Annotated in this window: 12 protein-coding genes and 2 pseudogenes; 6 read left to right on the forward strand and 8 right to left on the reverse strand. The window is 59.5% G+C overall.

Annotated features, from left to right (window positions below; genetic code table 11):
• Nucleotides 1–22 precede the first annotated feature (22 nt).
• On the forward strand, nt 23–412 hold the full coding sequence (locus ABID77_RS16730) for a hypothetical protein (protein WP_429598177.1): 390 nt from the start codon (nt 23–25) through the stop codon (nt 410–412).
• 23 nt (nt 413–435) lie between these two features.
• Entirely contained in the window at nt 436–3,717 is a 3,282-nt protein-coding gene (locus ABID77_RS16735; RefSeq protein WP_429598179.1) for a tetratricopeptide repeat protein, read from the forward strand.
• A 777-nt stretch (nt 3,718–4,494) separates the two neighbouring features.
• Here ABID77_RS16735 and ABID77_RS16740 read toward each other — a convergent pair.
• Nucleotides 4,495–4,902: pseudogene (locus ABID77_RS16740) on the reverse strand (transposase); the annotation flags it as partial.
• 222 nt (nt 4,903–5,124) lie between these two features.
• Here ABID77_RS16740 and ABID77_RS16745 point away from each other — a divergent pair.
• Nucleotides 5,125–5,712, forward strand: a pseudogene (locus ABID77_RS16745) (integrase core domain-containing protein); the annotation flags it as partial.
• Here the strand turns inward: ABID77_RS16745 and ABID77_RS16750 are convergent.
• Entirely contained in the window at nt 5,648–5,896 is a 249-nt protein-coding gene (locus ABID77_RS16750; RefSeq protein ID WP_429598181.1) for a transposase, read from the reverse strand. The pseudogene ABID77_RS16745 and the gene ABID77_RS16750 overlap by 65 nt on opposite strands.
• Nucleotides 5,897–6,020: 124 nt before the next feature.
• The gene (locus ABID77_RS16755) at nt 6,021–8,174 is read right to left on the reverse strand and encodes a sensor domain-containing diguanylate cyclase (RefSeq protein WP_429598183.1); all 2,154 of its coding nucleotides are present in this window, start codon (nt 8,172–8,174) and stop codon (nt 6,021–6,023) included.
• 336 nt (nt 8,175–8,510) lie between these two features.
• On the opposite strand from ABID77_RS16755, the gene ABID77_RS16760 reads away from it, so the two are divergent.
• Nucleotides 8,511–8,756 carry a hypothetical protein gene (locus ABID77_RS16760; protein ID WP_429598185.1) on the forward strand — a complete coding sequence of 82 codons (246 nt, stop codon included), beginning with the start codon at nt 8,511–8,513 and terminating at the stop codon, nt 8,754–8,756.
• Nucleotides 8,757–9,115: 359 nt separating this feature from the next.
• Here the strand turns inward: ABID77_RS16760 and ABID77_RS16765 are convergent, their stop codons facing one another.
• The 4 genes from ABID77_RS16765 to ABID77_RS16780 all read right to left on the reverse strand — a co-directional run bounded on the left by ABID77_RS16765 (nt 9,116) and on the right by ABID77_RS16780 (nt 12,315).
• Complete coding sequence (locus ABID77_RS16765; RefSeq protein WP_429598187.1) at nt 9,116–9,268, reverse strand: helix-turn-helix domain-containing protein; 153 nt, start codon at nt 9,266–9,268, stop codon at nt 9,116–9,118.
• A gap of 63 nt (nt 9,269–9,331) precedes the next feature.
• Nucleotides 9,332–10,306 (reverse strand): SMP-30/gluconolactonase/LRE family protein, encoded by a 975-nt coding sequence (locus ABID77_RS16770; RefSeq protein WP_429598189.1) that lies wholly within the window; start codon nt 10,304–10,306, stop codon nt 9,332–9,334.
• A gap of 27 nt (nt 10,307–10,333) precedes the next feature.
• Nucleotides 10,334–11,395, reverse strand: coding sequence for a maleylacetate reductase (locus tag ABID77_RS16775; RefSeq protein ID WP_429598191.1), 1,062 nt, complete (start codon nt 11,393–11,395; stop codon nt 10,334–10,336).
• 5 nt (nt 11,396–11,400) lie between these two features.
• Nucleotides 11,401–12,315 (reverse strand): tripartite tricarboxylate transporter substrate binding protein, encoded by a 915-nt coding sequence (locus ABID77_RS16780; RefSeq protein ID WP_429598309.1) that lies wholly within the window; start codon nt 12,313–12,315, stop codon nt 11,401–11,403.
• A gap of 200 nt (nt 12,316–12,515) precedes the next feature.
• On the opposite strand from ABID77_RS16780, the gene ABID77_RS16785 reads away from it, so the two are divergent.
• Nucleotides 12,516–13,475, forward strand: a complete 960-nt coding sequence (locus ABID77_RS16785; protein ID WP_429598193.1) for a LysR family transcriptional regulator — start codon at nt 12,516–12,518, stop codon at nt 13,473–13,475.
• Between the two features lie 396 nt (nt 13,476–13,871).
• Here ABID77_RS16785 and ABID77_RS16790 read toward each other — a convergent pair whose 3' ends face one another.
• Complete coding sequence (locus ABID77_RS16790; protein WP_429598195.1) at nt 13,872–14,804, reverse strand: LysR family transcriptional regulator; 933 nt, start codon at nt 14,802–14,804, stop codon at nt 13,872–13,874.
• 208 nt (nt 14,805–15,012) lie between these two features.
• Between ABID77_RS16790 and ABID77_RS16795 the strand changes: the two genes are divergently transcribed.
• A complete protein-coding gene (locus ABID77_RS16795) occupies nt 15,013–15,666 on the forward strand; it encodes an isochorismatase family protein (protein WP_429598197.1) in 654 nt (217 codons plus the stop codon).
• The last annotated feature ends 5 nt before the right edge of the window (nt 15,667–15,671 follow it).

Genomic DNA, 15,671 nt, shown 5'->3' on the forward strand with positions numbered 1-15,671 from the left:
GATAACCAAAAAGGACTAATTTATGCTAGATATTGCCACTATGACTGCCCTTGCAACCTCAACTGTGTCGGTGCTTGCACCACTGCTGCAAAAAGCTATTGACAAAGGGGCCGAAAAAATTGGTGATTCGGCTGCCAAGATGCTGTTTGACAAGCTGAATGATCGTTTGCGACACAGAGGAGCTAAGGAAGCGTTGGAAGATCTGGCGCAACAGCCTAGCGATGTAGCAGCACAGGGGGCCCTCAACATGCAGCTGCGCAAGGCGCTGGAGGCTGATGTCGAGCTAGCAGCGTTCTTGAAACAATGGGGCGAGGAAGCCGGGTCAAAGACCGACGTCACTCAGACAGCCAACACTTATGGCGACAACAACAAGACAGTCCAGATCACAGGTTCAAGCAACAGCGTAAGCTAAATTTCCGAGGTTTCCCGAGAACCATGATGTCCCAAGAGTCGATCGTTGTCGGAAATGGCAATACGATTGTGCAGATAGAAGGCCATGACAATACAGTGATTGCCGGCCAACCTTATTTGGAGCTCACACGTTATTTGGCTCGACGACAGATTCGACAGGACCTGGATCGACTCTCGCCATACACCCTGTCGACTCCTTTGATTGGACGTGAGGCAGAACTGTCCAGTCTGCATGCATACCTCCGGGACCCTCGGCCGCTTTTAGCTCGGGTGATCGTCGGTGGGGGCGGCAGCGGCAAGACACGAATCGCGCTTGAACTATGCGAACAAGCCATCGCTTTGGGCTGGGACGCTGGCTTTGTCACCCGCACCGAGTTAGATCGCTTTTTTTCAAAACAGAACCTCAGCGCTTGGGGATGGCGCAAGCCCACATTGATCGTGGTGGACTACGCTGCCGAGCACGCTCGTATGTTGAGTAAGTGGCTGGATGAACTTGCTGATCGGACAAATCCGCCTGCTCAACCCTTGCGTATTCTTTTGCTTGAGCGGAGTGCTAATACTGACACAGGCTGGTGGACCACCGTATTCGCCTCTGGCGGTTGGGGTGCTGCAGGCAAGCGTGCCTTGCTCGATCCAAGCGAACCAATGCCGATCCGCGCTCTCGCTCAGGTTGACGAGCGTTTGGCGCTGCTCAAAGCTATGCTTGAGCAGGCCAGTCGAGAGGACCGCATCCTCCATATTCCCTTTGACGACCCAGCGTTTCGTACCACGCTCATGCAGCTTGCATGGGGAGGTGACCCACTGTTTTTGATGATGGCTGCGCTTGCGATGATTCGGGTAGGCCATGCGAAGGCACTGACTTTGGATCGTATCGATCTTGCGGACGAATTAGCTCAGCGCGAAGCCGATCGACTCAAGAAATTGGCCGAAGCTGCCTCCCTAAATCCAGTATTAGTGCAGCACATGGCAGCATGCGTCACTCTGGCACAAGGCATGTCTCGAGAAACTTTTGAGCGCTATGCCAACGAAGAGAAGATGGCCATAAACCGCTCGAATGGTGGCGACGCCGCAGCGCTGGCGGACGTGTTACAAGAAGCGCTGCCACATGCCAACGGGATTGCACCTGTGTTACCCGACCTAATCGGCGAAGCGCTTATCTTACGAACGATGCAACAAGATGCGGGTACGTCGGCTGTGCTGCGCTGCCACGCTACTGTGGGTCAAGCAGTAGCGGAATCCGTTATCCGCTGCACACAGGACTTTTCCCAGAAATCGGTCGCACCGCTATCATGGCTTGAAGCCATTACGCAAACTATCAAAGATGATGAAAGTGCACTGGCGGCACTAAACAATAGCCTACCGACAGAAAGTGTTGTACTTAGGGATTTAAACTTACAGGTGGCTCAGCGATTATACGATTTGTGTACCGCCAGTGATGAGACGCCACTGGAAACGAGAGCGTCTGCGCTGAATAATTTAGGTATCGCGCAGGCTATGAATGATCGCCGAGAAGAAGCTGTTCGTTCATCACAAGAGGCGGTCGATCTTTACCGCACACTGGCCGCGCAGCAACCTAATGTGTTTGAGGCTGCTCTCGCCCAGTCGCTCACTAATCTATCCAACAGATTGAGCGGACTAGGCCAGCGAGAAACAGCCTTGTCAACTGCTCAAGAGGCAGTTGATCTTCACCGCGCACTGGCCGCACAGCGATCTGACGTGTTCAATGCGGTTCTGGCCACGTCTCTCAACAATTTGGCAAACAGATTCGTTGACCTGGGGCAACGAGAGTTAGCCTTGTCAATCGCACAGGAAGCGGTCGATCTCCGTCGCATGCTATTCGCACAGCAACCCGAAGAGTCTAAGGACGCTTTGGCTGGATCCCTGAGTAACTTGGCTAACATACTCGGCGACTTGGACAGACGAGAATTGGCCTTGTCAACCTCGCAGGAAGCAGTCGATCTCTTCCGCGTGTTGGCCGCACAACAACCTGATGTGTTCAAGGTTAAGCTGGCCAGTTCCCTGAACAATTTAGCCAATAGATTCAGTGGCGTAGGCCAACGCGAACCAGCCTTGTCGACAGCACAGGAGGCAGTTGATCTCTATCGAGTATTAGCCACGAAGCGACCTGATGTGTTCAATTTTGCCCTGGCCCAATCGCTGAATAATCTAGCCAATAAATTCAGCGAGTTAGGCCAGCACGAGTCAGCCTTATCGACCGCTCAGGAGGCAGTTAATTTCTACCGCGCCTTAGCCGTACAGAGACCTGACGTGGCTAATGCCGCTCTGGCTCAGTCACTGAACAACTTGGCCAGCAGACTGAGTGACTTGGGCCATCGCGACCAAGCGTTGTCGACCGCGCAGGAAGCAGTCACTCTCTACCGTGCACTAGCCGCACAGCGACCTGATATTTTTAAGGCCAATCTGGCCATGCCACTCTGTAACCTGGCTAACAAATTTTACGACATAGGCTTGCGAGAACTAGCCTTGTCAACCGCGCAAGAGGCGGTCGATCTTTGTCGCAAACTGGTCGAAGAGCAACCCGCTGTATTCAAATCCTATCTTGCGGGATGCCTTAACGCCCTTTCAAATACACTGTTTGCCATGGGTCAGCGCGAGCCCGCATTGTTGGCTGCACAGGAGGCAGTCGATCTCTACTGCGCACTGGCTGCTCAGCGACCAGACGTGTTTAATGCTGCTCTAGCCCAATCGCTTAACAACTTGGCAAACAGGTTCAATGACGTAGGTCGGAGCGAACTTGCTTTGTCAACCGCGCAAGAAGCAATTGATCTCCGTCGCGCAATGGCCGCTCAGCGACCTGATGTTTTCAAAGCTGATCTGGCCCAATCGCTCAGCAACTTGGCCATCACACTCAATAGTTTAAAACATTGCGAGCCGGCTTTATCAGCCGCGCAGGAAGCAGTCGATATCTACCGCGCACTAGCCGAAGAGCGACCTGATGTGTTTGAAGTGGAATTGGCCAGATCCTTGAACAACTTGGCCAACTTCCAAAACGGGTTGGATCAGCGAGAACCTGCTTTATCGTCTGCACAGGAAGCGGTCACTATTTATCATGGACTGGCCGCGCAATATCCCGATGTGTTCAATACTACTTTGGCCCAATCGCTCCACAGTCTTGCCCTCATACTAAGCAGCATGGGCCAACACGAGCCGGCTTTATCGACAGCTCAGGAAGCTTACGATCTCTACCGTGCATTAGCCGCACAGCAACCCGATGTGTTTGAGGCGACTTTGGCTACTTCTTTAAACAACTTGATTGATGCATTCAGCGACATAGTACAGCGTTAACCGGATTTTTCGACTGAGTACGAGGAAGTCAATCTACAAATCATATTATCTGCTCGGTGACTTGACTCAATCCAACAGCCAGTTTTTTATTACTTCAGGACAAGCCAATCCTATAAACCACATGATCATCCATCGCGGTTGTGCCATAAGATTAGCCTGATCGGCCATCTGTTCGGCGTGACCTAAAGAGGGTTCACAAAAGCGCGTTGAGCTTTAGGTCATGCAGCATTGCACGCCAGGACGCCAGGACACTGGCCACCAAGTGCTACGCGAACAGCGGCAGTGTACCGACGTCCCTAGTGCAGACGACCACTGAACCCGTAGCTCAGGCATCCTTGAGCCGCATCGCCTTCGCCCCAGCGGCATGCATGCAAAGCATAGCGGCCGACCGCGTCAACATGCCGACCCCGACCAGCCGGACGCTCTCTGGAAGAAATTGTGGCGGCTTGTGCGACAGGATGCGAAGCGTTACAGGTCAGGCGCTGTGCCCGAACGCGTCTGAAGCAGTCAGCGTTCGAAAGCCTCAAGATCACGTTTGCGCACCCGTATCCGCATCCAAGCTGAAAGTGCTGCCGCTGGATAGCAACACCGCATGCACTCCTGAAGCAAACTGCCTTGATACGAGCACAGTTTGATCTTCATATAAGCTTGATCAGCATTTTGGACGCCAATCCGACATTTGCTAACCATGTTGCGCATAATACAAGTTTAATTATGTTTAGTGTGGAGTTTGCTTAGCCTTTATGGCGTCTCTAACGAAACAGTCGAATTTTCTTACACCTGAGCTCGCTCCTGCGCGTTGGCCGGCGTCACGTGTACGGCCAGCAAATGGCCCAGCGTGTCGACCGCCATGTGCACCTTGCTGCCGCGCTTGCGCTTGTAGCCGTTGTAGCCACTGCGCAGGCCGCTCTCGCAACTCGACTGCAGGATGCGTCCATCCAGGACCACCGCACTGGGCTGGCCTTGCCGATCGGAAGCAAAGTGGATCATCGAGCGCAGGTCCATGACCATGGCCTCGGAGCCGCCCGCATCGAGCCAGCGGCGGTTTTGTTGATAGACCGCCTCTCAGGGCGGAAAGCCGTTGGGCAGCAATCTCCAGGGGGAGCCCGCCCGCACGATCCATCGCAAGGCGTTAAAGACCTCCTGCAAGCTGTGCTCGCGCTGCGGGGCGTCCTGGGTCATGAGGAAGGTAGGACTACGAGCGACTGCCCGATGTGCTGTGCGGACTGCACTTCCTGGGCTTCGCCATCCTCATGTTGCCCAAGGCAATTAAACTGCTGACGGCCACGGGAAATGCATAACACGCTCTAGTGGTGTGAACCAGAGCTTCGCACCACTATCGTCTTCGCTTATTCAATACGCTTTACGCTGCTGAGCCGCCCCATTGCCAGACGGAGCCAGTCCAGTCGGCCTCACGAAGGCAAGGTCGCCGTCTCTCGAAGCGACATGCGCTGGTGCTCGGACGGCTTCGAGATCAAGTGAGACTCGGGTCAGACCGTGACAGCGACCTTCACGAAAGATTGCTGCGATCGGGAGATCCTGGCCTACCGGGCCTGGGAAGGCAAAGGCCTGCCAGGCGAGCCCGTGCGCGAGATGCTCATTGAGGCGGTGGAAAAGCGCTTTGGCCATGTCGAGGGCATCCCCAAGGCTCACGCCCTGGAGTTCCTCTCGGACAACGGCGGCACCTACATCGCCGCCAAGACGCGGCAGATCGCCCGACAGTTGGGCTTGCGACCGATCAACACGCCCGTGTGCAGCCCGCAAAGCAACGGGATGGCCGAGAGCTTCGTCAATACGTTCAAGCGTGACTACGTCGGCCAGATGGACCTGACCGATGCACGGACGGTAATGGCTCAAATGGCTGTGGCCTTCGAGCACTTCAACGAAGTCCACCCACACTCGGCGCTAAAGATGAGATCACCCAGGGAGTTCAGGCAGCATCGTGCTGCTCAACAGCGCCTTGCTCAGTTTGAACAGGCGCCACATCGCGAATAGACCGTGTCCTGAAATACGGGGGCAAGATCACGAGCTTGTGGTCGACCAGCATCCAGCGACACAGCTGATTGGCGTTGATGCCGTGGCGCAGACCCAGGCCCGCTACCGACGCACTGGGCTGGCGCGCCTGCTCGACCAGCCAGCGCCTGAAGGCCAGCACGAAGATGCGCTTGCCGTTGCTCATGACCCGTTCCACGGTCGGGCTGGTCCAGTCTGGGGTGTGTCCGCTGCTCAACATTGCGGACACATCGTTGACCGCGCACGTCTCGAAAGCAATGCTGTTCAGACCGTACGCTTACGCTTGTGGCCTATTTGATTGCAAAGCAATCGTCTGGATCGATGGCCGAATACACCCGGCCACGCCCGGTTTGCTTGGCGATGTAGCAGGCTGCATCGGCCGCTTCTAGCCAATGATCCACATCGCGAGTGTGCTCGGTTAGGCTGGCCACGCCCAGGCTCGCGCCCACGCTCAATGTGCCCTGATCCCAGGGCATGGCGATCTGCACGATGCTGTCGCGGACCTCGCGCGCGATGCGCAAGGCGATGTCGTGCGCGCAGCCTTCCAGGAGCAACGCGAACTCGTCGCCACCCATGCGCGCCACCAGATCGCTGCCGCGCACGCGCGACGTCATGGCCTTGGCCACGGCCAGCAGCATGAGGTCGCCGACGGCGTGGCCGGCGAGGTCATTGATGGGCTTGAAATGATCGAGGTCGATGAACACGATGGCGGCTGGTCGGTCCTGGGCCGAGGTCGCGATCAGCGCTTCGGCTCGCTGCCGGAAGATGCTGCGGTTGGCCAGGCCGGTGAGTGGATCGTGCGTCGCTGACCATGTCAGAGCCTCATGCGCGGCCCGTGCCTCGTCGATGTCGTCGACCACCCAGACGGCGCCCCGCGAGACGTCGGCGGCATCGATCGGCTTGCTGTGCACGCGTGCCCAGAAGGTCGTGCCATCGCTGCGCTGCAGTCGCCATTCGCCCAGGTAGGCGCGTTGCTGGACGAACGCCTCCTGCTCGAGCGTCGCGAACATGGCCGCCTCGGTAGACAAGGCGAAGATGCGCGCCACGGGTTGGTTCAGCAGCGGATCGTCGACCTCCTGGATCAACGGATCGCTGTTCCATCCGAGCAGACGATGAAAGGCGATGCCGACCAGTTCGAAGCGGCCCTCGCGCACGATGGCGATACCAGCGGGCGCGGCGCGCATGACCGAGCGCAACTGGCCGAGCACTTCGGCATTGCGCGACTCCAGCTCGGCGCGTTCGCTGCCCACGCGTTGCAGCACGCAGCCCAGGCTGCCGATCTCGCCACCGGCCGTAGGCCAGCCGTCCCGCGGCGCCAGCGTACCGTCGAACAGGTGCATCGCGCGCTCCTGCAACTGCACCAGCGGCCGCAGCAGCCAACCCAACAGCACAAGCAGGACGGTAGAGAACAAGATGACGAGGATCACGGCGACGCGCAGGGCATCCCGCCGGGCGTTGTGCAGCGGCGCGAGCAGGGCGCGTTCATTGCGCACACGCCAGACCAGCCAGTTGGGGCCTGGCACGCCGCTGACACTGACCAGTTCGCCAGGCTGCGCGACCATCAGGCCCTGAGGCTCGATCGGTGAGCCCAGCGCCTGCCAGGCGGCAAAAGCGCCATAGAGCCGAGCCTCGTTAACCAGATTGCCCATCACACGCGTGCGGTCGGGATGCGCAAGCACGAGGCCCCGATCGTCGGTCACGACCGTGGTGGTCGAGATGACGCTGCCTTCCTGACTCTCGACCAAGCCGTCGAGCAGGTCGCGGTTGTCCAATGGCAGGATACCGGCCAAGACCGCGCGGGCCTGGCCGTTCTCCGTGACAGGTTGCGTGAAGACGACCACTGGCTGACGCGACAACTTGTTGCGGACCACTTCGGAGATCTGGGGTCGCCCCTCGGCCAGGGTCCGCTGGAAGTACGCGCGATCGGTCACGTTCATCCGCGGCACGCTGCCGCCCTTCTCGTCGGCGTAGATCAGGCCCCGGCCCTGCAGGTCGGCTACGTACATCATGGGGAACATGCTGCGCAGGAACGGCTGACGCTCGACGAAGCGCATCAGTGCCGGCCCGTCGGCCAAGGTGGCAGCGTCGAGTTGGGGGACGACGGACGCCAGGGCACGCTGCAGGCTCACGACGCGCCGGGATAGCAGGGCCGCAGTACGCACCGATTCGGCCATCTCATGCTCGCGCTCGAACTCGAGCATGGCGCGTTCGGCGCGGCTCACCAGCACCAGCGAGGTCAGTGCGATGCTCAGGCCCAGCGCTGCGATGCTGCCGAGCGTGATGCGCAACTTGAGCGACCCCGAGGCTTCACGCAGTCGTTGCGACAACGAGCGCCGCTGTCCATGGCTCTGATCCGGGGACGTCATTGAGAAATTCAGCCAAAGGATCGAATGTAGGTCCAGCGGACAACATTTCATGGAAGCGATGATCACGTCAAAGCCCAACTGCAAGCTTCAATTCAAGCTGAACATCAAAGTATCCAGTGACATGTCTCAGCCAAAGATCAGAGTAAAAAATTTGCGATTCTGAGCAATATTGACTTGCCATGCCAGCGACCTTGGTTGGCATGACTTGACGCGCCTAAACCAGTGATGTGTACAGCATGCAGGACTTAAGTCACAACGACTTAAAGCTCCAAACGATCAGTTGCGGCCATTAACAAGGTGTATTTAAATATAAGGTGCATGCTTGGCAAAAGCATAACATCCGGATTCATGGCTGCCAGGCTTAGGAATGTAGTAACTTTAGATTAATTGGAAAAGACATAGCAGGTAAGCAAAGTGAAGAAAATCGAGAAACGCGTAGAAAAGACGAATGCTTTGTTGGCATTGAGTAATGGAAAAATGGTTCTTATCGACGAACTCACGACTTTCACTCGGACGCAGTTGCCAGACCTGAGTTGGTCTGAGTGGGAGCCCGAGCTGCCCCATTGGAAGCATGAATGTTTAACGCTGACGGCTTGTGAAGTCAGTGACGTACTGGTTTCTCCATCCGGCGAAGCTTTCAAGCTCATCACAGCATATTAAAAAAAGATTCAGAGTCGCTAAAAAAATCAGGATGGACCGCAGGTATATCTTGAAAAGACGTTGTTGTATAACTCCTCATTCCGGGTCTTGCTGAGGGTGTGATCTTGTTAGCCTTAGGACATGAGCAAACCACCTCAGGCGAGATACCACACAACGAACTGGCCTGCTTACAACGCCTCGCTAAAGCGTCGCAGCTTGGGGATGAACTGGCTTGACCCCAGATTACAGTGGCAGACAGAGGAACGCCAATAACCGGGAACTGCTGTGCGTGACGCAAGGCCTGAGGGTTGAGCCAACGCCTCCGCCTTCTAAGGCAGCGGCTGTGGCTGCGAAAAGGCAGCAGTTTGGCCGTCAGTCGTTCAAAGCTCAATGAACAGAGCGCCCGGTGAAGTCCGCAATGCGGTGGCCAGGGTCTCAATCGCATTCAGCGACGAGTTGACTCCACCCGTTTCGATGCGCGACATGTACGTCCGCGAGAACCCACACATCTCCGCAAATTCCTCCTGCGACAAGCCTGTCTACAGCCGCAGTTCGCGAATGCGAGTTTCGAAGCGGTGGCGAAGGGGTCCTCTTGTTCAATCCAGCCCATACAGGCGCACGAGGTTCGATGCCGCTGGCGACGGGCCGCCGTACCAGTGGTGCGCGATGAAGCCGCCGTCATTGATAGCGAAGGGCCCATCGTCGCCCTGTCGCCAAGCCAGCGCTGTACTGCCAATGAGTTCTGGGCCAATACCTGGCACCTCGGACACCACTCGGGAGGGCGTGATCTTCATGATCTCCTTGCGATGCGTCGTGTAGTACAGATTGCCAACGGGCGAGAACGCAAAGTCGTCGGCACGCACTGGCTGCGCGAACACCTCCACCGCACCAGCTGGGGCCAGGTTAGCACCGACCGGCACGCGTAGCATGGTGCCACGCGCGGTGTTGGAGATGTAAAGATGTCCGGCGTGGATCTTTAAACCGTTGGCGGCCGGAGTAGGCATCGCAAAGCCAGCCGGCACGTCGAGCGCATCGTCCTGCAGCCAGCGCGACACCGCCAAGCTTCGCACATCCAGGTGCCAGATAGTGCCACCTCGGCCATCGGCCAGCAGCAGCCGGCCAGGTGCCAGCAGTGTCATGCCGTTGAGCGCCTTAGCATCGTCGATCGTCAGCAGCCGCTGTGGCGCTTGACCGCCCGCCATCCGGTAGACCAGTTGAGTGGGCGGCGAGTTCTTGTCGCTGATGCCACGTTCGGCCGCACCGAAATAGAGCGTGCCGTCGCTGTCAAACACCATGCCCCAGGGATGCACGTCTAAGCGCGCCAGCACACTAAAGCCCTTGTCGTCGGCGTAGCGCAGGATCTGGCGGCCCTGGAAGTCGGTCACATACAGCGCGTTGTCAGGGCCGACCGCGATGCTCTCCAGGAACGACGGCGCCGATTGTTGCGCGACCACAATGGCGCGCACGCTGGTGGCCGTGGTGGCCGTGGTGGGCGACTGCAGGGCCTGCGCGTGCGCTGCGCTGCTTATGAACACGCAGGCGAGCGCCTGCCACAAGACTCTGTAATGCATGGATGTCTCAATGTTTAAAGAAAAGGGTCAGGCCGCCGGCGGCACGCCGTCGTATGCGTTTTGCAGCAGTCGGCGCAGTGCCTTGGCCTCGATCGGGCGTGGGTTGGGGTACTCGTTGTCGAGCGCGATGGCGCAGGCTCGATCGAGGTCAGCCTCTTGCAAACCGATGTCTTTGAGGGCCACCGGCGCCCCGTTATCGCGAGCAAGGGCGTAGACGGCCTGCGCAGCATCTGTACCACCCAGCGCGCGGGCGATGCGCTGCATGGCCGGAGCTGCTGCCGCAGCGTTGTAGGCCAGCACATGCGGCAGCACGATGGTATGTGTCTCCGCATGCGGCAGGTTGAAACTGCCGCCTAGCGTGTGACACAGCTTGTGGTGCAGGCCCATGCCCACGCTGCCCAGCACCTTACCGCACAGCCAGGTACCGTACAGCGCATTGGCGCGTGCTTGCACGTCGCCGGCATCGCGGCGGATGGCCGGCAAGGCGCGGCCCAGCGCGGCAATGCCTTCTTCAGCCAGCAGGCTGGTCACTGGGTTGCCGTCAGCTGCATACAGACCCTCTGCGGCATGGGCGATGGCGTTGATGCCGCTCACCACCGACATGCCTACTGGCAGCGCCAGCGAGAGTTGCGGGTCGTAGATCACTGTGCGCGGCAGCACGCGCAGGTCGCGTCCGGTGCGCTTGATGCCCTGCTCGGTCAGGCCGTAGATGGGCGTCATTTCCGAGCCAGCATAGGTGGTAGGGATGGCGAGGATCGGCAGCCCCGAGTCGAAAGCGATGGCCTTGCCCAGGCCCACGGTGGATCCACCGCCAATGGCCACAGCGCAGTCCGCACCCTGCTGTGTAGCAAAGCGGCGCGCCTCGCGGGCCGTTTCGATCGGCACGTGCATGACGGCAGCATCGAAGATGCCAGCGGCGCGCTCGCCCAGCAGGTCGGCAACCTGCTCGGCTTGCGCACGCTGCTGCGGCGTGCACAACACGATGGCCTTGCGCGCGCCGATCGCGTCGAGTTCAGCCGCAGTACTGTTCAGCGTGCCGGCGCCGAACAGCACGCGCTGCGCGTGGCTCACAAAAGTGAAGTTCTGCATGGTGGTTATTCCGCGACGATGTTGCGGGCCTTGATCACACGGCCCCAGCGCTCACTCTCGGCTTTGATGAGCTGGTTCATCTGCTCGCGCGAGCCTGCCACTACTTCAAAACCGCCCTCAGTGAAGCGCTTCACCACATCGGGGTTGCGCAGCGCGGCGGTCATGTCAGCGGCCAAGCCGTCGAGCACGGGTTGCGGCGTCTTGGCAGGCGCTACCATGCCCACCCAGGAATAGACCTCGAAGCCCTTGTACGACTCGGCCACCGCGGGCGTGTCGGGCAGCGCGGCGGCGCGCTTGGGCGAGGTAATGGCCAGCGCACGCAGCTTGCCGCCTTGGAGCTGCGGCAGCACCAGCGGCAGGCTGGCGATCATCGAGTCCACATGGCCGCCCAGCAGGTCGGTGATGGCCGGGCCACCCCCCTTGAACGGTACGTGCACGCCGCTGGTACCGGCCGTCTCGTGAAACAGCTCGGCTGCCAGATGGTTGGAGCTGCCCGCGCCGACCGATGCGTATGACACAGCGCCCGGCTTCTTGGCGGCGGCCACGTAGTCCTGGAGCGTCTTATAGGGTGACGCCGCCGGCACCACCAGAACCATGGGCGAACGCGCCACGTAAGAAACGCCGGTCAGGTCGCGCAGCGTCGCGTAGGGTAGCTTCGGATAGATGTGCTGCTCGGTCGCGTAGGAGTCAAACACCAGAGCCAAGGTGTAGCCGTCGGGCGCACTCTTGGCCACGGCGGCCATGCCGATAGTGCCCCCGGCGCCACCCTTATTTTCAATGATCACGGGCTGGCCGAGCCGGGCACGCAGCGGCTCCTGGATCTGCCGCGCCACCTTGTCGACCGTGCCTCCGGCAGCGAACGGCACCACAAGCGTGACGTTCTTCGAAGGGTAGTCCTGAGCCGCAGCCGCGCCAGCCATCACGGCGCACAGTGCCAGACCGAGCCGCAACTGCCGGAGCAGTGCGCTGGTGCGGCAGACCAAGGGGTAAGCGGTTGAATTGCTGGTTGTCTGCGGATGCATCGTCGTCTCCTTATTGGTTTGGTGCACAGATGGTATGGTTTGCACCCCAGCGACGGAATCACCTCCGTTTGCCAAAAGCCTTTGCATAGGTTGCACAGATGGAATCGATCAAGTTCGCTGAGAACCTGGCCATGTTCATTGATGTGGCGCAAGCCAAGAGCTTTTCGGCCGTGGCTCGGCGCAAAGGCATGGTGGCGTCGTCAGTGGCGCGCCAGATCGATGCCCTGGAACAGGACCTGAGAGTGACGCTGTTCACACGTTCCACACGCGCTCTGATAATGACCGACGCGGGCAGCCTGCTGTTCGAGCGTGCCGTGAAGATCGTGCACGACATAAGAGCTGTGCGCAGTGAGGTGGTCTCTGCCGAACAGACCGTGCAAGGCGTGCTGCGTGTGAGCTGTGTGCCAGCCTTTGGACGCCGGCATGTGGTGCCGCACCTCGGGACGTTGTCGGAAAAACATCCGGACCTGCGTGTTGAGCTGGAACTGACCGAGCGTGTGGTCGATGCCGTGGTCGAGCGTTTTGATCTCGTCATCCGCCTTGGCCAGCAGCCCGACAGCAGCATGGTTGGACAGCGCATCGGCTACCAGCGTTACATCATTGGCGCGTCGCCGGCCTACCTGCGGCGGTTCGGCCACCCCACTCGCTTCGATGAACTCGCGCAACACCGCCTCATCGATCGGCAGCACAGCACCAACACGCGCGGCTGGCGCGAGGTCACTGGCCCCGCAGCTTGGCTGCCCGAGCAGTTTGCGTTCGAGTGCGACGACTGCGACGCGCGGCGAATGTCGGCGGCACAGGGCCTGGGCATCGCCTTGATGCCGAATTGGGCGATCGGTGAAGACTTAGCGGCCGGACGACTCGTCGCACTGGACTTGGAAGACGCGCCGCCGCTGGAGGCAACTGGCATCTTCCTGATGCGTGCCGCACAACGCGCCAACTCTAAGACAATTGCCTTTACCCAGCATCTGCTGGACAGCATCGGGCGATCGGCGAGTTGGGTGCAGGATGCCGAGACAGCGCAGGCATCTGCAGTGACTCGCGCTCACCAAGTTTAGGTAGCGGCTGAAGAATGACCGTTGATGAGCCGATCAAACGTCGCGAAGTCGAAGGCGATCCTATCAATTGCTCGACGCTGCAACCCTAGACGCACTCGGGCATGAAGAGTGGGGATAGCGTATTTGCCCGACTGGCTTACGAACGAGCACATGGCCGTCGGCGCACTGGTGCCCAACATGACGCGTTATCCACCGCCGCCAGCCGGCGCCTTCGTCATTCGTCCCCCGGGCCAGCACCCCGCGCGGAAGATCCGTGTCCTGACGGAGTTTCAGATTGAATAATACGACACTCCTGCCCGAACGGGCGGGACCACGGGGGCTTAAAAGGCGCTTGGTGAAAAACCAGCGCGTTTCCGGTCAACGGCATTGATGCGCGGCGAGTGCCGCAGAGCGTGATTAGCAAATCGGTTGATCGACATCTTTGGCCCATGGCGCGCCACTAAAGGTCTCGGCAAGAAATTGGATCAGTGCCTGCACGCGTGCTGGCTTCGCCCGACCCGGCGGCGTGACGATGTGCAGCGCGATCGGATCGATCACCCAATCGGTCAAGGTCGCTTCGACACGTCCGGTACGCAAATCGTCCCAAACCAGGAATTCCGGCTGCATGGCCAGCCCGAGTCCGGCATGCAGCGCCGGAATCAGCGCTTCGGCGTTGTTGACCCGCAGCGCGGGCGGGACGATCTGCGAAAACTCGCCGTGCTCGGAATGCCCGAATCGCCACGTTTCGCCGATGCGCGAATGCACGTAGCGCAATGCGCGATGCATTGTCAGGTCGCGCGGATGCTCAGGACGTCCATGAAGCGTGAAGTACGACGGCGCGCCAACCAGCATCAGTCGCACGGTACACAAGCGTCGCGCAAGCAAGCTTGAATCCGGCAGTGTCGAAATTCGCAAGGCAACGTCGAAAGCCTGATCGACGACATCGATCAACTCATCGCTGAACTGTACGTCCAGCGTCACGTCTGGATGTCGCGTCATGAAGGCAGGCAGCGCCGGTGCCAGATGCGAAATTCCGAAAGACATTGGCGCAGCAATACGGATGCTCCCGCGCAGGCTTTTCGACTGCTCCATCACTTCCGCTTCCACGGCCTCGCCCTCGCTCAGGATGCGCATCGCACGCTCCAGCGCCGTCTGCCCGCTGGCCGTGAGCGACATGCGCCGCGACGTGCGATGAAACAACGTCGTCTTCAGGCGCGTCTCCAGCCGAGTCAGTGCCTTGGACACGGTCGGCTGGGAAATCGCCAGTTCGGCTGCCGCACGCGCGAAGGAGCCAGTTTCCGCGACCTTCGCAAAGATGGCCCAGGCCTCGAAGTCGGGAAGTTTTCTCATGGCGCTCTCGTGGACTTCATAACGTTATCGGCATGGATGGTTTTCGATATTTTCCATTCTCTTATCGATCGACGAATCCTAGAGTCGTCCGGACGGTTGTCGGCGCCTGCGCACATTCCTTCAAAAACCGCGTTATCCGTCTATCCCCGCGCGCCGGTCCCTCCTACCGTCGGCCATCTCCTGCAACTTCCGACACAAGGTTCCCTTCATGAAGATCACAGCCACCCCGACCCCCGGCGCCAAGCTGCTGACGCCGACCGACCACACGCTGGTCATGATCGACTTCCAGTCGCAGATGGCTTTCGCGACAAATTCGATCGATCCGGTGCTGTTGCGTTCGAACGCGGGCCTGGTCGCCGCATCTGCCGCCGGTTTCGGCGCTTCGACCATCCTCACGACCGTGGCCGAGAAAAGCTTTTCGGGTCCGATGTTCGAGGAAGTGACCGCGCCGTTTCCCGGCCAGGCACTGCTCGACCGCACGTCGATGAACACCTGGGAAGACGCGGCCGTGATCCGCCGCATCAACGAGATCGGCAATTCGCGCATCGTTCTGGCGGGCCTGTGGACCAGTGTCTGCATTGTGGGCCCAGCGCTGTCGGCCATCGATCAGGGCTTCGAGGTGTTCGTGATCGCCGACGCCTGCGGCGACATCTCGGCCGAAGCGCACAACCGCGCCATCGAACGCATCGTGCAAGCGGGTGGACAGCCGATGACAGCGCTGCAGTACCTGCTGGAAATGCAGCGCGACTGGGCTCGCACCGACACCTATGACATGACCACCGGTATCGCGAAGAAATTTGGCGGCGGCTACGGCATCGGCATCAACTACGCGCGCACCATGTTCGGCGCCCACGAAGGCTGATGAGC

Origin of the sequence: Variovorax sp. PvP013, from assembly GCF_050435945.1 — a bacterium.
Lineage (GTDB): Bacteria > Pseudomonadota > Gammaproteobacteria > Burkholderiales > Burkholderiaceae_C > Variovorax.